Source organism: Mycobacterium sp. (assembly GCF_032159775.1).
In the GTDB taxonomy this organism is placed as follows: Bacteria; Actinomycetota; Actinomycetes; order Mycobacteriales; family Mycobacteriaceae; genus Mycobacterium.
The window spans coordinates 16,171-33,683 of record NZ_JAVHWK010000156.1; the positions used below are offsets into that span (position 1 = coordinate 16,171).

The following is a 17,513-nucleotide window of genomic DNA, read 5'->3' on the forward strand; positions in this document are numbered from 1 at the left end:
GCCAGCGCCGGCGCCGGCGCCGCGATCGTCCCGGCCGGATGTCGTTGGTCTTGGCCGCTGCCGTGGTCGTGATTGGGCTCGCAGTCCCCGCCGTGGTCGTCGATTCGAGGATCGGCGAACTGCTGCTGTTGGCGCCCGTCTGTCTCGCATTGGGAATCTGCGCGCTGGCCAGTCCGGTGTTCGCTACCGTGCTGTTGCTGGTGACGATGTTTCTTCGGCTGCCATTGAGCGATCAGGGTGTGCCGAACGACTCCTACCTGGGCGTGGTCGTGTTGGCGCTGATCGGCACCGTCGCGTTGATGGATCGCTCGAACGACACACTGCGCCGTTTCGGCGCCGTCGAGTGGTGCATGGCCCTGTACCTGCTGTGGAACGTCTACTCGATGGCCGCTTATCACAGATACCCGGCCGGCCCGCAAGTCCCCGACCAGAACGGCCTGATCGGGGAGTTCTCGGTGCCGCGATTCATCGTGGTCGGGACCGTCGTTCCGTTTCTGCTGTACTGCGTGGGCAGGCATGCGTTCGATCGCGAATCGGCTGTGCGAGTAGCCCTTTGGACGATCTTGGCGGTGGCGGGATACTCGGCGCTCACCAGCATCCTGCAATTCACGGGGCCCGCCGAACTCGTTTGGCCCAGCTACATCATCGACATACCGAGCTATCCCGACCGGGCCGTCGGTGTGTTCAACCATCCGGTCGCGAACGGAATGGTCCTCTCCTTCGGGCTGGCGATCGGAATGATTCTGGCGAGCCATCGTGCCGAACCACCGTGGCGGAGGTACCTGGCGCTCCTCGGCGCGATCGGCTGCGGTTGGGGCGTGTACCTGACTCATACGAGGGCGGCCTGGCTCACCGGAATGGTGGTGCTGATCATCGGCGTCGTTTTCGCCAAGCGGGCCCGCATGGGATTCGGTATCGCCATCGGACTCGTGGCGGCGACAATCCTTGCCAACTGGTCGGTATTCGTCAGCAGCGACCGCGCGGCGGGCGGTGTGGCATCCGCGCAAGAGGTGGATGACCGGCTCAACACGATCCAGACCGCGCTGTGGGCCGTCGTGCAGAAGCCCATCGCCGGATGGGGGATCGGTCGGTTCCCGGCGGTCAATACCTTTCACCACCAGCAGTGGTCACCCGACATCCCGTGGGATCGTGGTTACGGCATCGTCTCGCACGGAACCGAACTGGGCGTCCTCGCCGAGGTGGGCATCGTCGGCCTTCTGTTGTGGGTGGGAGTTCTCGCCTTGATCGTGTTCCGGCTGCGAGATGCCTACCGCAGGCTCTCTGATGACGAACTGTCCGGACGGCCGATCGTCTTGATCGCCTTCATGGCGCTTGCCGTCCTGGTCGGGACGGGACTGACCGTCGACCTCCGATTCTTCGACTACCCGGTGGTGGTGGTGTTCCTGCTGGCAGGAATCGCAGTCGGTTGCGCCGACCGCCACAGAAAGGCCGAGCAGGTGTCCGCGCCCGACGCAGATCAGCGATTGCTGTGCCACCATGGCTGAGAAAACCGTGCTGTGGGCATCGACAAGCACACAGACCCGGGGCGGCATTGCCACCTATGTCCGGGAGATGGCTGACACCGGTCTGTGGGACGACTGGGACGTCCGGCACGTCGTCACGCACGGAGACGGCTCGCCGGCGACGAAGATCGGCTTATTCGTTCGCGGCACAATCGAATTCGTTGCGGCCCTGATCCGGCTCCGCCCTAATGTCGTCCATCTGCACGCCAGCACCCGCGGCAGCTTCATCAGGAAGGCGATCCTGTTCTGGATCAGCCGACCTACTCACACACCAGTCGTGATGCACATGCACGGGTCAGGGTTTCAGTCCTACTACGAGAATTCACCCAAGGTGATGCAGGCGGTCATCCGGGCCACCATTTCGCGGGTCAGTGCCTTTGTAGCACTCGGCGAAGTATGGGCGACACGGATGCGGACGCTTGTTCCCGACGCACGAATACTGGCCATTCCCAACGCGGTACGGCTCGGTGAGCGCATCGGTCAGCCTGGCGCTGGCGAGCCGGTGCGCGTCGTCTTCCTCGGCCGGATCGGCGATCACAAGGGCACTTTCATGCTGCTCGACGCGTGGGCCGAGTTGGTCAGTGACGTGCGGTTCACCGCAGGCGGCGGCAGTGCGGCCACCCTGACCGTGGCGGGTGACGGAGAGGTGGACCGGGCCCGCGACCGTGTCGTGGAACTAGGCATCGACGACTCGGTCGATATCCACGACTGGCTTTCCGAAAGCGAAGTCGCCAAGCTACTCGACCACTCCCACGTATTGGTGCTGCCGTCCCGAAACGAGGGTCAGCCGATGGCCGTTCTGGAGGCGATGGCACGCGGCTTGTGCGTCATCGCAACAGATGTCGGCGGCATACCGGAGATGATCGGAGACGGTTGCGGTGTGCTCATCGCCGCTGACGACACCGAGCGGCTGACAGCGGCACTAGAGCTCGTTGTGCATGATCGCGAGGTGCGCGTCGGTCATGGTGACGCCGCCTACCACCGAGTGAAGAACCAGTTCGAGGTAACAGAGGTGTCGCGCAGGCTCGACGCTCTCTATCGTGAGGTGACACATTGAATCGCAGACCAATCCGCGTCACGTTCGTCGTACCCGACCTGCACACCGGCGGTGCTGAGCGTCATGTCACCACATTGCTCCCACGGATGGATCCCGCGCGCTTCACACCGTCGGTCGTCTGTATCGGTGAGGAGGGCGCGCTCTTCGACGCGTTGCCTGCGGCGGGAATCGAAGCGCGTGCATTGCACCTGGCGAAGCGAAATGCCCCGCGCGCACTGTCTGAGCTGACCGGAATCTTCCGCCGTACGCAGCCCGACGTCGTGGTGGTGCGGGGCTACAGCGCCGAAGCACTCGGCCGCATCGCCGCGCGGTTCGCGGGTGTCACACACTCGATCGTGTGGGTGCACAACGTCTCCGACATCACTCCACGCAGCCGAATCCGGAATGAGCTCGACCGGGCGCTTGATCGATGGACGAGTGCCTACTTCGGTGTCGCCGAGGGGCAGCGACCGTACATGATCGACGAGCTGGGATACCCGGAGGCCAAGATTCGGATAGTTCACAACGGGGTGGATCCGTCGATCTTCGATATCGATTCTGACCGCACCGCTGTTCGTGAGTTCGGTTGGAGCGAAGAGGATCCGGTGGTGGGGATTGTCGCCGGCCTTCGCCCGGAGAAGGGCCATACCACGTTGCTGCAGGCGGCCGCACTCGTGATCGACCACGTGCCTCGCGCCAAGTTTCTGATCATCGGAGACGGCGCGATTCGCCGCGATCTCGAGACCATGGTCGCGGAGCTGGGAATTGAGTCCAGCGTCCATTTCGCGGGTGCCCGCTCCGATGTGACGCGACTTCTGCGCGGAATCGACGTCTTCACGCTGAGCTCGGATAGCGAGTGCTTCTCGATCGCGTTGCTCGAGGCGATGGCCGCGGCCAGGCCCGCCGTCTGTACCTCGGTCGGCGGCACACCCGAGATCATCGCCGAAGGTCGAACGGGCTACCTTGTGCCGCCGAGGGATTCGCAACGGCTCGCCGACAGGCTGGTGGATCTGTTGTCGAACCCGCAGGCCGCCAGGCGCATGGGCCAAGCCGGCCGTGCCCGCATCGAGACCGAGTTCGACTTGCGACGTAGCGTCGAGGCGGCGGAGCGAGCAATCGAAGACGTTGTCAGCAGGCCACTTGTCACGACCGGACGGACGCAGCTGTGAAACGTCACGTACTGATCCTCGTCGAGAACTTGTCGGTGCCGTTCGACCGTCGAGTATGGCAGGAGAGCCGGGCATTGGTAGACGCCGGTTTTGCGGTCACCGTGATCTGTCCACTCGGTGCGAAACAGGACCGCGAGCGCGAGACCGTGATCGACGGCGTCCGCATCCTGCGGTACCCATTGCGTCCTGCGGCCGGGGGACCGCTGGGCTATCTACGCGAATACACCCTGGCGCTGTGGCACACGTTCCGGCTGGCGATGAAGGTTCGACGCGACGGCCCAGTCGACGTCGTGCATGCGTGCAATCCCCCGGATTTGCTCTTCTTGATCGCATTGGTGCTGCGACCCGGCGGCACCCGCTTTGTCTTCGACCACCATGACCTCGTGCCGGAGTTGTTCCTGTCGCGCTTCCCGAACCGGGGCCGCGCCCTCTACCGGCTCACGCTGTTGGTCGAGCGGCTCACCTTCGCCGTTGCCGACGCGGTGATCTCGACGAACGAGAGTTACCGGGCGGTGGCGATCGGGCGAGGCAAGATGGCGGCCGATCGGGTGACGGTCGTGCGCAGTGCGCCGGACCTGAGCCGCTTCGTCTCGCTACCGCAGGATCCGAGCCTCCGGCGAGGTAAGAAGTATCTGGTGACGTATCTGGGTGTGATGGGGCCGCAGGACGGCGTCGATTATGCTCTGCGCGCGTTGCAGCTCTTACGGGACAAGTTCGGCCGCAACGACGTTCACTGCATATTCATGGGTGCAGGCGATGCGTTCGACGAGATGGTTTCCCTCAGTGAAGATCTGGGCCTTTCGGACGTCGTCGAGTTCACCGGGCGTGTTCCAGACGAATTCGTCCGGCGTTGCCTGTCCACCGCCGACGTCTGTCTGTCACCCGACCCATTCAATCCACTCAACGACGTGTCGACCATGAACAAAGTGGTCGAATACATGGCGATGGGGTGTCCCGTCGTGTCGTTCGATCTTGTGGAGGCGCGGGTGTCGGCCGGTGACGCCGCGGTGTACGTCCCGGCCAATGACGAGTGCGCGTTCGCCGAAGCCGTCGACACGCTGCTGAACGATGCCGGGCGCCGTCACAGCATGGGAATGGTCGGACGCAACCGGGTTGAAGAGGAACTGTCGTGGGACCTGTCGCGGCGCGCGCTCGTCGGTTTCTACTCAAGACTTCTCAGCGTCGACACTTCAGAGACCGCCGAGAAGAGTCGTTGCTGATTCCTGTCGAGGGAACACATGACACCCTTCGGACGCCGTCTTCGATCGCGTTCCGACGAGACGATTGGGGAAGCTGCACGACGACTTGACGGGCTCAGGCGGCACCACGCGACGGCGGTAGGCACGGCGGATCGGCGTTTAAACCAACTAATTCGCTATAAGTTGCCCATCAGGTATCTTTGCGCGGACCGCCAGCGTTTATAACTGTGCGAAGTGCGCTTGCATAAGGCTCGGCCGCAGTGTAGAAATATTTGCTAGATAAACATATTCGTGCATTTTATCGAGAGAGACCGCGATGGCTGCCCCTGCTTGGTACTTGAGTCGCGCCGCTGCCATGTCACCCCGAGAGGTCATCTGGAGGGCTAGGACGGCGTGCCTCGACCCAACGGGCCTTGGTGAACTGCAGCAAACCGATTCGAGAATGCTGACAGAATCGGTGTCCGACTGGGGAATACTCCTGCAGCGGTTCCGCGACGATGTCGACCGGCCGGTTCTGCTGGGTCAGGAACAGGCGGATCGGATCGCAGCGGCGGAACCGGCCGCGGTGCAGGCGCTTGTCCGTGCCGCAGATCGGCTGTCCACAGGTGAGCGCTCGTACTTCGGCTACCCGAGCACCAACATCGGCACATTCGTGGACTGGAGCTATGACCCGCTGGGCGATTATCGGTGGCCCGCGATCGCAAGCCGCAGAATCGACCACAGGGTTGCCGGCAGCGACCCGAAATGGATCTGGGAACTCAATCGCTTGCAACACCTGCCGGTGCTTGCGCAGGCCTGGCTGTTCACCGGCGAATCGCGCTACGCGGATCTGGCGTTGGAACACCTCGATTCATGGGTTGTCCAGAACCCGGTCGGACAGGGGATCGCGTGGCGAGGCGCGTTCGAGGCGGGCATCAGAGCGATATCGATAGCCGTTGCGTTGCAAGGTCTGAAGGGGTCTCCCGCGCTGACCGAGGAACGATTCCGCCGAGCCGTCCGGGTCCTCGATGCCAGCGCACGGTACTGCTGGCAGGGGCGTTCACGATTCAGTTCTGCCAACAACCATCTGGTCGGTGAACTCGCCGGCCTGGTGGTTGTGCATCTGCTGTTTCCCGAACTGGTGGCGCCCGCGTCATGGTCGGCCCGCGCGATCGACATGCTTGCGGAGGAGGCCGACCGGCAGATCCTGCCGGACGGCGCAGGCGCCGAGCAATCGATCTCCTATCAGATCTTCACCGCCGAGCTGTTTGCGATCGTCGCCGTGCTGTCGCGGGTCCGCGGGGATTGCGCACCGGCCCAGCTGACCGCTGCACTCGACCGCAGCTCGCGGTATCTAGCCTCGCTCGTCGGCAACGATGACCCGGATCCTCGGTACGGCGATGACGACGACGGGTTCGCGCTGCGGCTCGGGGTCCAGCCGAAACGTACGGTGCGCGAACACCTCGGAATCGCGGCAGCGGCCGCCGGCCAGGTCGGAATCACAGCCCACCCCACGATGGAGGCCGCGTGGTACGCCTCCTCGCTGAGCAGGGGCCTCGACCAGCCGCGCGAAGTCGTGGCCCCCGAAGTGGAAGCAGGCGTCTATGCCCGGGACGGGGGGCTGGTCGTGCTTCGATCCGGTCGGCGCCGCCTCACCATGGACATCGGCCCTCTGGGTTACCTGTCGATCGCCGCGCACGGGCACGCCGACGCGCTCGCCGTGACCCTCAGCTCGGAGGGCCGGGACCTCATCGTCGATCCGGGTACTGCGAGCTATTACGGAAATCCGGCCTGGCGAACCGCGCACCGCAGCACCCGAGCCCATCCCACGGTGTGTGTCGACGGGTTGGACCAGTCGGTCATCGCAGGCCCGTTCCTCTGGAGCAGGCATGCCAACGTCAACGTGCGCTCTGTCGATCTCGACCGCGGCATTGTCGATGCCGAGCACCATGGGTACCTTCGCCTCGACGATCCGGTTGTCCACCGGCGCTGGTTGATAGCACCGCACGGTCTCGCGACGGTCGTGATCGTCGATCTGATCGATGGACGAGCCGAGCACGATGTGGTGGTGTCGTGGCCGCTGCATCCCGATCTGGACGTGGCACCTACCGGCGATGGGCACCTGGTCACGATCGACGACGAGCCCGTCCTCCAGCTCTGTCACGCCGCCACCGCGCCGATCGAATTGCAACGCGTGAAGGGCGATCCCGAGACGCACCTCGGCTGGTTTTCCGATCGTCTGGAACACAGGACCCCGGCGTGGCTGGTGGGGGCGAGGTGCAAGGTCCCCGGTCCGGTGGCAGTGCTGACGCTCATGCAGACAGTCGACGCCGGATCGATTACGAATGCGGGGATATCGATGGATGACGCGAGGTCAGTCGTCACGTGGTCGGAAAACGGGGTCGGACGCGGGTTGACGATCGACCGCGTCATGTCCGGCGCCATTGTCAGAGGCCCATTTTCGCGGCCTGAAACGGTGGTGAGCAGCTCATGAGTAATCGGCAGATGGCTGTCAGCGTCTTCGGCCTCGGCTACGTCGGCTGTGTGTCCGCGGCGTGTCTGGCGGCACGCGGACACAGGGTCGTCGGAGTCGACGTGAATCGCCAGAAGCTTGACGATCTCGCCAACGGCAGGGCGCCGGTCGTCGAAGAGCGGATCGGCGAACTCACCGCGAAAGTTGTCGCTGCAGGCAATCTCACGGTCACCGAAGACGCGTACGCCGCCGTGATGACCACCGACATTTCGTTGGTGTGTGTCGGCACCCCGTCGGGTGCAGGCGGAGGCTTGGCGACCAACTACCTCGAACAGGTGACGTCTGAGATCGGCGCGGCACTCGCCGACGTGACCGGCTGGCACGTGGTCGTCTACCGCAGCACCATGGTGCCCGGGACCTGCGAGGACCTGTTGGTTCCCCTTCTCGAGCAGAAATCCGGTAAGCGGGCCGGCGTTGATTTCGGCGTCTGTCTGAACCCCGAGTTCCTCCGCGAGGGCACGAGTGTCAGGGACTTCTTCGACCCCCCTAAAACTGTGGTGGGAGAAAGTGATCCACGCAGCGGGGAGACGGTGCTGGGACTGTACGAGGGTCTTCCCGGACCTCGCTTCCGGGTGCCGATCACGGTTGCAGAGATGACGAAATACGTCGACAACAGTTTCCATGCCCTCAAAGTCGGCTTCGCGAACGAGGTCGGCGCCATCTGCGCGGGCCTGGGGCTTGACTCGCACGCGATCATGGACGTCTTTCTGGCCGACACCAAGCTGAACATCAGTCCTGCCTACCTTCGGCCGGGGTTTGCGTTCGGTGGCTCGTGTCTGCCCAAGGATGTCAGGGCGCTGACCCATACGGCACGCCGAAACGACGTCGACGTGCCGCTGCTGGCAAACCTGTTGATGTCCAACGAGGTTCATCTGCGGCGCGCCGTCGATATGGTCGTCGCCGACGGCCGCAGGAAGGTCGGGATCTTCGGGCTGTCGTTCAAGCCGGGCACCGATGATCTACGGGAGAGCCCGATGGTAGAACTCGCCGAACGCCTCATCGGCAAGGGCTTCGACGTCAAAATTCACGATGCGAACGTGGCACTGTCACGGCTGGTAGGCGCGAATCGCGCCTACATCGGCGAACGGTTGCCCCACATCGGTGAGGTCCTGGTCGACGACATCGGTGAGGTGCTCGAGCACGGCGAGGTGCTGATCGCCGGCTCGCGCGTCGCGGAGGTCGCCGACGCGATCGCCAGGAGAGAGTCGCACCAGCTCGTCATCGACCTGGTGCGGCTGCCCGATGCAGAGCAGCTGAGGGGAACCGCAAACTACCGAGGCATCGGTTGGTAGCCGATGCCGCAACCACTGTTCAGTTTCCTCACAACCGCTTACCGCACAGAGCATTACGTGGCGCAGACGATCGAGTCCGTGCTGGCGCAAACCCTCGACGACTGGGAACTGGTCGTCGTCGACAACGGCAACTCCGATGAGATGGCCGATATCGTCGAGAAGTACATCAGCGACTCGCGAGTCACTCTCGTGCGACAAGCCAACAAGGGTGTTCGTGGCGGGGTGGCCGCCGCCGCGGACGTCGCGATCGGACGGTATATCTGCCTGTTGGACAGCGACGACTTGCTGGAGCCGAACTTCTGCGAGCGGATCGCAGCCGTCATCGAGGCGGATCCCGAGGTGCATGCCGTCGGATGCGACGCAGAACTCTTCACGGACTTCGACGTGTTGCCGCCGGTGCGGTACTTCCATTCTGTCGGCCGCAGGACGGTGCCGGACACCATGTCCCTTTCCGACATGCTCGACGAGGGCGTGCCGCCTTACATCGGCGCAGTCCGTCGTGATGTGTGGGCGGCCCACGCCATGTACGACCCGCACGGCGCCGACGTCGAACCCGACGTCGAGATGTGGTTGAGTCTGGCCGCCGGGCGCCGCAACATCCGGCTGCTCGGTGACTGCCTCGCCAGGGTCCGCTTGCGGCCGGATTCGATGACACACGAGCCCTCGGCCGTGGAGGGCTACGAGAGCAGGCTTGCGCGGGCTTTCATCGCCGTCGGCGATCAGCTCGAGCTCAGTGATGTCGAAGCCACCGAATACCCGGCGCTGCAGCGGATTCGGTACCACCAGGCGCTCCGCAGAGCGCGTTGGGCGATTCTCGAGGGCGACGTAGCAACCGCCAGGATCGCCGCGCGGGAGGCCTACCGGCAGCGGTCGACCTTGCGGGCCGCGGCGGTCATCATCGGTCTTCGGATCACTCCGCGGTTGCTCCGGTCCGTTCATCCGGCGAAGAATCGGGCTGAGCGCGCCGTTCGCAGGATTCGATATCGCCTGGCGCGCGGGCACACTCGATGACGGCGGTCGAATCCGCGTCCGAAGCCGAGAGCGGTGGCCTCGGCAGCGTGCTCAAGCGCGGCGCGGCGATTTCTGCCCTGAGCCTGGTCGTCTGTCAGGGCGTCACCGTTATCCAGACGATCGTCCTCGGCAGGCTGCTGGGGCCGACCGAGGTGGGCCTCTTCGCGGCGGGATCGGTGGTGATCGGGGTCGTGCTGGTGAGTCACAGCGCGCTCTCACAGGCGCTGATCCAGCGCGAGCGAGATCTCGAGAACGCGGCCAACACAGTACTTGTCGTCACGTTTGCGACCGGGTTGCTTCTCGGACTCGGAGTTCTGGCGGCGTCGCCGCTGATCGGCAACCTGTTTCACGACTCACGGGTCGCGCTCATCGCGGCGGCCACCTCGGGCCTGCTTGTGCTTCATGCCTGCTCGGGTGTGCCCGATGCGTTGATGCAGCGTGCGTTTCAATTCAAGCGACGCATGATCGTCGATCCCGCCATTTCACTGTCCTTCGCCGGTGTGTCGACGACGTTCGCCGTCCTGGGTTTCGGCGCGTGGGCGATGGTCATCGGCACGTACGCCTCCACCGCAACCGGCGTCGTGCTGACGTGGTGGCTGGCGAAGTGGCGGCCGTTCCAGGGGAAGTTCTCGTTCCGTATCTGGCGCGAGATGGCGGGTTTCTCGTTTCCGCTGCTGCTCGACGGTATCGCGGAACGTGCCCGCGAGATGGTCGAGCAGATCCTGGTCGGCCGTCAACTCGGGACCGGGGACCTGGGGCAGTACCGCTATGCGTACCGCATCGCGTCCATGCCATCGATGGCGGTGATCCAAATATGTTCCTACGTGTTGTTTCCCGCGTTCTCCCGCATTTCAGGTGATCCGATTCGGTTCCGTGAAGCGTTCCTGCGTGCGCTCGGTTGGATCTGGTTCGCCGCCCTCCCCGCAGGCATGCTGTTGGTGGTCGCGGGTGAGCCGATAGTCGTGCTGCTGCTCGGCGAGCAGTGGCGCGCGGCGGGAACGGCGACTGGTGCGATGGCGGGAATCGGCCTGGGCATCGCCCTCACCTCGGTGGGCTGGGAGGCGATCAAGGGTGCCGGCCGGTCGTCCTTGCTCAACTGGTTGACCGGTCTCAGTGTCGTGCTGGGCCTCCCGCTCATCGTCATTCTCCTTCCATTGGGCCTCGTCGGTGTCGGCATCGCGATTTCGACGATGCACCTCGTCATCGGTTGTGTCACGGTGGAAATGGCGAGAAGGATCGTCGGAGCTTCCTACCGCGAGGTGATCGGCTGCCTCGTACCGTCGACGCTTTCCGCGTTGGCCGCTCTCGCCGTGGTGTTTCCGCTCGAGCGTGTGCTGGTTCGTTCCGACCAGCACGGCGAGCCGCTCGGACTGGCCCTGATAACCGCCGAGTGCCTGTTGTTCGCGATCGTCTATCTCGGCGGGCTGAGGCTGCTGGCCCCGGGACAGTATCGCCAGGTGCGCGGCTTCATCGAACGCGGGCTGACGCGCCTTCGCGGCGACGTCGGCCGGCCGGTATGAGGGGGAAACCGGGATGGGTCTGAAGGTGTTGATGATCGGGGCTTATCCACTCGAGCCGGGCACGGTGAACGGTGGAATAGAGTCTGTGACGAGCACCCTTGTACCCGCTCTCGCCGAACGCGACGACATCGAAAGCGTTACGGTGCTGCGGTTCCACGAGGGTGAGGCGTCGACCGACTTCCGGTCTGAGGGGCCCAAGGTCAACGTTCACTACGTTCGAGGCCAGAAGCGGCTTGCTGCGCTGACCCAGTCGTTCCTCGACGTGCGACGGGCACGCAGAATCGTTTCGATGGTGAAGCCGGACATCGTTCATGGCCAGGAGATCGGCAGACGCGGCGATATCGCTGTGCGGTGCAGCCCGAACCCCGTCGTGACCGTGCACGGCATGGTGCATGTCGAAACCAGGATGGCGGCCGAGCGGAGCTTTCGAGACAAGTTGCGGGTCAGGCTGTTCGATCACATCGTGGCGCGCGTCCTGCGCCGGGCCAAGGTGGTGATCTCGATCTCTGAGTACGACCATGACGACCTTGCCGGGCAGATTCGCGGGACAGCGCTGCGGATCGGCAATCCGACCGCTCCCGAATTCTTTTCGCCGGCAGCCCTCGCCCCGGCTCCGCCGAGGCTGCTCTATGCCGGACTGCTGGTGCCGTTGAAGAATCCGCTCGGCCTGTTGAATGCGTTCGCCGAGGCTCGTCGTGCCGTTCCCGAGGCCCGGCTGGCGCTCATCGGCCCACAGCCCGATGCCGACTATCTGCAGACGATTCGGGACCGCGTGAGCGCCCTGGGTCTTGACGACAGCGTTGAGATCATCGGCCTTGTCGACACTGCGCGCATTCGACGTGAAATCGCGCGCTCGCGTGCGGTTGTGCTGTTCTCGCGACAGGAGAACTCACCGACGATCATCGCGCAGGCAATGGCATCGGGGAAGCCCGTGGTGGCCAGCCGCGTCGGCGGTGTCCCCGAAATGGTGGAGGACGGCGAGACAGGATTTCTTGTCGAATCGGAGGACGAGGTGGCGCTGTCCGATCGATTGCAGACCCTGCTCAAAGATGAAGACCTCTGCCTGCGGCTGGGCGCGCGCGCACACGATGTCGCACGGCAGCGGTTCATGCCCGCGGAGGTCGCCGCGAAAACGGTCGCGGCATATCGAAAGGCGCTCGAGTAGACGAACACCCGGCGAGTCAGCAGGACGGCGAGACACCTTTGCGTAGCCATAACTCAGCGTTCGGCGCCTGCCGGACCTTCCGGAAGTGTTGCGCCAGAGCATGATCGAGCATGATGACGGTGTGTTGGCGCAGTAATGCCGACGGCGCGACCGCGCGGCCGTAGACGACGACGCCGGTGAGGGGCAGTCCTTGGTCGATCGCGGCGCCCAAGTCGATGGGCGTGGGCACCTCGTCGAATGATCGCCCTGACGCGACAAAGCGGTCGGCGCGGGCGTCATCGGTGTAGCGCCAGAGGTAGAACGGAAACCAGCCGGATTCGTTGAATAGGTCGAGGGACTCCCGGGGAACGGTTATCGCCCCTGACTGCTCGGCCATCGGGTTCAAGCGTGGCGACACCGCGCCGCCCGCGTCCAGGTTCACCTGCATGACGGAGGAGTGTAGGGGTAGACAAGGTGCGAGTGACCCGATGTGATCGGCCTCCGCCGACAGTTGATGCAGCGCCGGTACGCGCACAATCGGAATGGTCACAGCGACAACGGCTCCGACTGCGAGCATCGCCATCGACAGAGAGCGAGCGCGGCCCGTCAGCTCACTTATCTGGATGCACTCCCAGAGCAACAGGAACACGAGCGCAAACAAGGCCAGCCGCAAACCGACGAAGCCCGCGCCGCTTCCGGTGTGTTCGGGCGCGGCGACAGAAAGCACCGCTGTCAGTATCGCCGCGGCGAGCAGGCCGTCCATGCGGTCGTGGTATCTGCGCTCGTGAACGCGGATTCCGATGACGATGACCGCGACGGCATAAGCCGCTACCGCGAGCGCTCGCGCCAACCAGTATTCGACGTGCGCGTAGGACACCAGAGGGTCGGAGAATTGCAGCAGGTTCGTTATCGATGACAAGACGCCCGGTCCTCTCTGCAGAGCACCTGTCGGTGCTTGCACGAACCACGTGATGCTCAATAGCGCCACCGGGGCAAGGGGTACTGCAAGCGCTTTCACCGTCGCCACCACCGCCCGTGCGGGCCCTTGGTGGTCGGCAAGATGCGCGACGAACACAACGAGGGTGATGGCGATGCCGACCGTCAGGGCGGGTACCACATGGGTGAACCAGGTCGCGGTCAGCAGCAGCGCCAGTGGCCATTTTCGCGGAGCCAGGGGACTTCGAACAACCACGGCAAGAGCGCAGAGCGCAATCGGCACGGACCATACGAACCCGAGGAATCCGAGCATCACCAAGTAGTGCATCTCGAACGCCAGGAGCGGAATACCGAAGTAGACGGGCAGGTGCGCCGCCCGCATCAACGCGAAGACCGCAAACGCGAATCCGAGCAGGCCGACGGCGATGACCACCTTCAACGCGAGGTTCCCGCTCATGACGCTGGTGAGCGCGGCGAGGACGATCTCAACGGTTGTGTTGGGTGCAAGAACGGGGCGCCAGCTAACCAGCGAAGGAAACCAACCGCCGATGAGTCCGCGCAATGCCATCGCGTTAGACAGGTGCAGACCGCCATCCTCGACGACGATGTGCGGTGTGGTCAATACCACTAGCAGGGGGATAACCGCTATTGTCCAAAAAATTGCGACAGCTACTCGCGCGAACTGCCGACTGGACGTCACATCCAGCATAGTGCCATAGCAACGCCAGCGCAGATACGTAATACAATTTAGCCAACTCCCAGTTTGGCAATGCCACACATGGCGAATACCGTGGTTGTGAAACCTTGTCGTTCGAAGGAGTGGATCTTGCGCGTGCGCACCGCGCTGGCTGCGGTGGCGGTCGTCATCATGGTGCCGGTTGCCCTATTGCTTTCTCCGACCCCGTCAGCAGAACCCCCCGCACAGCTGTTCGCCGGCGACTACGCCTCCGGTGACTTCTCCCAGTGGCTGACGGTCCAGACGAAGGCGTACAACGGTCCCGCAGCCGACTACCCCCCCGGATATCCGGCGTCGATCGTTCAGGACTCAAAGGGTGACGTCGCTCGATTCGAAGTCCGTAAAGGTGACGTACCGCCGTTCGGCGGCGGCGAGCGAGCCGAAGTGCAGGGCGACTCATGGTCTACTGGAGGCGCCGAAGGGGAGGTGCGCTGGTACAAGTTCTCGACCAAGTTCGACACGTCATTCCCCAAGAACCACGCCGATCTCGGTTGGGGCGTGACAAACCAGTGGCATCCCGATTCCGATGTCGGCAGCCCGCCCGTGTCGTGGACAGTGGGCATGAGGAACGGCTATTGGTCGCTGACCATCAGTGATCAGTCGGCGCCTGACGCGTATCTTGGCACGTTCTCGATCTTCGATACGCCCTTGGCGCCTGGCGAATGGCATGACGTCAAAATGCAGATCCGCTGGTCGGAGTCGGCCACCGGCGGCTCGATCAAGTTGTGGCTCAACGGGGTACCGCAAAAGTTCGCGAACGGAACGGATACCTATGTAGGTCGCACCCTGATCCCCGGTACGACTTCGGTCTATTACAAAGAGGGCATGTACAGGGCGCCGATGGCGCCAACGGACATCGTCTATCACACCGGGTTCGGAGCAGCCGACAGCGAGGATGCGCTGTAGCGCTAGGCCGGCACCAACTCCACGCCTGCCAGCGCGACCGCGTCGTCGCGCTCAGGCGCGGTGACGACCGCCCGGAAGCCGTCGCCGTCCTTCCAAACGCTCGCCTTCAGCGTCTCCCCCGGGAACACCACGCCCGCGAACCGGGCGCCGTAGCTGCCTACACGTGACGTGTCGCCATCCAGCAGCGCGTCCACCATCGCCTTGCAAGTCATGCCGTACGTGCACAAGCCGTGCAGTATCGGTCTGGGAAAGCCTGCGGCCGCAGCGAATTCGGGATCGGAGTGCAGCGGGTTGCGGTCGCCGCACAACCGGTAGAGCAGCGCCTGCTGGGGAGACACCGCGATGGACAGCTCGAAGTCGGGCGCCCGTTCCTGCCGCTCCGATGACGTCGACGGTCCGCGCTCGCCGCCGAACCCGCCCTCACCCCGGGCGAATATGGACCGTTTCTGCGTCCACAACGGTGCGCCGTCGGGTGTGGTGACCGTCGTCTCCGACCAGATCACCGCGGCCTTGCCCTTGTCCCAGATGTCGGTGAATGTGGTGACCGCGCGCCCCGTACCCGACGGCGGAATCGGCGCCTGCGTCGACACCGCCTCGCTGGCGTGCAGCACTCGGCTCAGCTCGATGTCGATTCCAGGAAACTTGACCGTCGGCGGCGCGGTGTCATGAAAGCTCGCGGCCACATTGCCGAACGTCGGCAATACCTGCGGATTGTCGTCGACGAGATAGCGCAACTCGCGTTTGTCCATCGGGTCCTGACCCGCGCCGAGACCCAGATGGTATAGCTGGATATCACTACTGGCCCAGGAGAATTCGACCGGATCGAGCGTCGCGCCGAGCGCCTCGTCGAGGTTGATCGCCATCTCAGGCCTTGCCCGCCAGGTGCAGCGCCGCCAGGTACCCGAACGCCATCGCCGGGCCGATCGTGCCGCCCGGCCCCGGGTACGTGTGACCCATGACAGGTGCACTGACATTGCCCGCGGCGTAGAGACCGTCGATCACCGAACCGTCGTCGCGCAGCGCGCGGCCGTGCACGTCGGTGACGATGCCGCCCTTGGTGCCGAGGTCGCCCGGCACCATCTTGGCCGCGTAGAACGGCCCATGGCTGATCTCGCCCAGGTTGGGGTTGGGCTTGTTGGTCGGATCCCCGTAGTAGCGGTCGTATGCGCTCTCGCCGCGGTGGAAGTCGTCGTCAGTCCCCGAGCGTGCGAAGCCGTTGAATCGCTGCACCGTCGCGCCGAGCGCTTCTGCGGGCAGCCCGGCCTTGGCGGCCAATTCCTCGATCGTGTCGGCCGTGACGATGACACCGGACTCCAGCCACTTGCGCGGAATGCGCTGTCCCGGCTGAAGACCCGCGAAGATGTAGCGGTCGCGATACTGCTGGTCGAAGATCAGCCACGCTGGGATGTTCTCGCCGGGACCGGGGCCTTGGCCGTACTCGCCGCCGTACATGTGATGGCACGCCTCGACGTAGGGCATCGACTCGTTCATGAATCGCTTGCCCGACATGTTCACGATGATCGAGCCCGGCGAGTTGCGTTCCGACAGCGCGAACCAGGGTGCGCCGACCAGCGGCACCGTCGGCCCCCACCAAGCGTCCTCCATGATGTCCAGTGCGGCGCCGAGCTTCTCGCCCGCGATGATGCCGTCGCCGGTGTTCGCCGTGGCGCCGACCGTCCACTCGGTGGTGATCGGGGCGCGCTGGTACTTCACCCGCATCTGTTCGTTGTGCTCGAACCCGCCCGAGCCGAGGATCACGCCGCGGCGTACTCGGATCAGTTCGGGCTCAGCCGATTCGGGTGCGTTGGTATCCCGGATATAGATGCCGCGCACCACGCCGTCCTCGACATACAGGTCGGTGAGCGCCGTGTTCAGCAGCACGGGCACCCCAGCCTTCTGCAGGCCCACCCGGAGCGGCGCGATCAGCGCGCGGCCCATGCCGACGAGGTGCTTGCCCGTCGCCTTGGCCCACATGGTGCGGGCGCCGACCTTGAGGCTGCGCAGCACTCCGCGCGGATGGCGCTTGAGCATGTTGAGCCGCACATAATCCTGCTGCATCACAACGACATTGAGCGGGACCTTGCCGTACGGAGGCTCAAGGCCCGCCTCGTCGGCGCCGAGTTTCTTGGCGTTGAAGGGCTTGGGTTCGATCGAGCGACCGCCCGACCTGCCGCCAGCGGACTCGGGGTAGTAGTCGGAGTAGCCGGGCACCCAGCACATCTTCAGTGGGGTGTGCTTGAGCACGAAGGACAGCATCTCCGGGCCGCGGTCGAGATAAGTGTCGATGCGTTCCGGCGCGACGACGTCGCCGATGATGCCGTGCAGGTATGTCCGCGCCGCGTCAGGCGTGTCGGAGACGCCGTCGCGCTTGAGGACTTCGTTGTTCGGGATCCACACCCCACCACCCGATCGGGCAGTGGATCCGCCGTAGTGTGCGGCCTTTTCTACGACTAATGTTGAAAGGCCCTGATGGGCGGCGGTGAGGGCAGCGACCATGCCGGCGGCGCCGCTGCCGACCACGACGACGTC

At 64.4% G+C, this 17,513-nt stretch carries 13 protein-coding genes; 10 read left to right on the forward strand and 3 right to left on the reverse strand.

The features are described 5' to 3' along the window. Positions 1-38: 38 nt before the first annotated feature. The 9 genes from QOJ24_RS21475 to QOJ24_RS21515 all read left to right on the forward strand — a co-directional run bounded on the left by QOJ24_RS21475 (position 39) and on the right by QOJ24_RS21515 (position 12,427). A complete protein-coding gene (locus QOJ24_RS21475) occupies positions 39-1,505 on the forward strand; it encodes an O-antigen ligase family protein (protein ID WP_526264931.1) in 1,467 nt (488 codons plus the stop codon). After that, positions 1,498-2,580 (forward strand): glycosyltransferase family 4 protein, encoded by a 1,083-nt coding sequence (locus tag QOJ24_RS21480; RefSeq protein ID WP_526264933.1) that lies wholly within the window; start codon positions 1,498-1,500, stop codon positions 2,578-2,580. The genes QOJ24_RS21475 and QOJ24_RS21480 overlap by 8 nt, the downstream gene beginning before the upstream one ends. Beyond that, positions 2,577-3,728: a glycosyltransferase gene (locus QOJ24_RS21485; RefSeq protein WP_526264935.1), complete on the forward strand. Its 1,152-nt coding sequence runs from the start codon at positions 2,577-2,579 to the stop codon at positions 3,726-3,728. The genes QOJ24_RS21480 and QOJ24_RS21485 overlap by 4 nt, the downstream gene beginning before the upstream one ends. Then, positions 3,725-4,948 carry a glycosyltransferase family 4 protein gene (locus QOJ24_RS21490; protein ID WP_526264937.1) on the forward strand — a complete coding sequence of 408 codons (1,224 nt, stop codon included), beginning with the start codon at positions 3,725-3,727 and terminating at the stop codon, positions 4,946-4,948. Before QOJ24_RS21485 ends, QOJ24_RS21490 begins: the two co-directional genes overlap by 4 nt. 421 nt (positions 4,949-5,369) lie before the next feature. Then, positions 5,370-7,400, forward strand: coding sequence for a heparinase II/III domain-containing protein (locus tag QOJ24_RS21495; protein ID WP_526264939.1), 2,031 nt, complete (start codon positions 5,370-5,372; stop codon positions 7,398-7,400). An 11-nt stretch (positions 7,401-7,411) separates the two neighbouring features. Further along, positions 7,412-8,731, forward strand: a complete 1,320-nt coding sequence (locus tag QOJ24_RS21500) for a nucleotide sugar dehydrogenase (protein WP_526264941.1) — start codon at positions 7,412-7,414, stop codon at positions 8,729-8,731. Between the two features lie 3 nt (positions 8,732-8,734). After that, complete coding sequence (locus tag QOJ24_RS21505) at positions 8,735-9,742, forward strand: glycosyltransferase family A protein (RefSeq protein ID WP_526264943.1); 1,008 nt, start codon at positions 8,735-8,737, stop codon at positions 9,740-9,742. After that, entirely contained in the window at positions 9,739-11,262 is a 1,524-nt protein-coding gene (locus tag QOJ24_RS21510; RefSeq protein WP_526264945.1) for a lipopolysaccharide biosynthesis protein, read from the forward strand. The genes QOJ24_RS21505 and QOJ24_RS21510 overlap by 4 nt, the downstream gene beginning before the upstream one ends. Positions 11,263-11,293: 31 nt before the next feature. Beyond that, positions 11,294-12,427 carry a glycosyltransferase family 4 protein gene (locus tag QOJ24_RS21515; RefSeq protein ID WP_526264953.1) on the forward strand — a complete coding sequence of 378 codons (1,134 nt, stop codon included), beginning with the start codon at positions 11,294-11,296 and terminating at the stop codon, positions 12,425-12,427. Positions 12,428-12,443: 16 nt separating this feature from the next. On the opposite strand, the gene QOJ24_RS21520 is transcribed toward QOJ24_RS21515, so the two are convergent. Beyond that, positions 12,444-13,970, reverse strand: coding sequence for a hypothetical protein (locus QOJ24_RS21520; protein ID WP_526264947.1), 1,527 nt, complete (start codon positions 13,968-13,970; stop codon positions 12,444-12,446). 204 nt (positions 13,971-14,174) lie between these two features. Between QOJ24_RS21520 and QOJ24_RS21525 the strand changes: the two genes are divergently transcribed. Then, complete coding sequence (locus QOJ24_RS21525; RefSeq protein WP_526264955.1) at positions 14,175-14,984, forward strand: heparin lyase I family protein; 810 nt, start codon at positions 14,175-14,177, stop codon at positions 14,982-14,984. Between the two features lie 2 nt (positions 14,985-14,986). On the opposite strand, the gene chsH3 is transcribed toward QOJ24_RS21525, so the two are convergent. Together chsH3 and kstD are read right to left on the reverse strand one after the other, a co-directional pair. Next, positions 14,987-15,847 (reverse strand): enoyl-CoA hydratase ChsH3, encoded by an 861-nt coding sequence (chsH3, locus tag QOJ24_RS21530; protein WP_526264949.1) that lies wholly within the window; start codon positions 15,845-15,847, stop codon positions 14,987-14,989. A 1-nt stretch (position 15,848) separates the two neighbouring features. Continuing rightward, positions 15,849-17,513: 3-oxosteroid 1-dehydrogenase (gene kstD / locus QOJ24_RS21535; protein ID WP_526264951.1), on the reverse strand; the 1,665-nt coding region annotated here is incomplete at its 5' end.

What these genes read in the sequence shown, in the direction of transcription:
- QOJ24_RS21495 (WP_526264939.1), top strand. Translation starts at nt 5,370, where the DNA reads ATGCTGACAGAATCGGTGTCCGACTGGGGAATACTCCTGCAGCGGTTC.
- QOJ24_RS21475 (WP_526264931.1), top strand. Translation starts at nt 39, where the DNA reads ATGTCGTTGGTCTTGGCCGCTGCCGTGGTCGTGATTGGGCTCGCAGTC.
- QOJ24_RS21505 (WP_526264943.1), top strand. Translation starts at nt 8,735, where the DNA reads ATGCCGCAACCACTGTTCAGTTTCCTCACAACCGCTTACCGCACAGAG.
- QOJ24_RS21510 (WP_526264945.1), top strand. Translation starts at nt 9,739, where the DNA reads ATGACGGCGGTCGAATCCGCGTCCGAAGCCGAGAGCGGTGGCCTCGGC.
- chsH3 (WP_526264949.1), bottom strand. Translation starts at nt 15,847, where the DNA reads ATGGCGATCAACCTCGACGAGGCGCTCGGCGCGACGCTCGATCCGGTC.
- QOJ24_RS21500 (WP_526264941.1), top strand. Translation starts at nt 7,412, where the DNA reads ATGGCTGTCAGCGTCTTCGGCCTCGGCTACGTCGGCTGTGTGTCCGCG.
- QOJ24_RS21515 (WP_526264953.1), top strand. Translation starts at nt 11,294, where the DNA reads ATGATCGGGGCTTATCCACTCGAGCCGGGCACGGTGAACGGTGGAATA.
- QOJ24_RS21480 (WP_526264933.1), top strand. Translation starts at nt 1,498, where the DNA reads ATGGCTGAGAAAACCGTGCTGTGGGCATCGACAAGCACACAGACCCGG.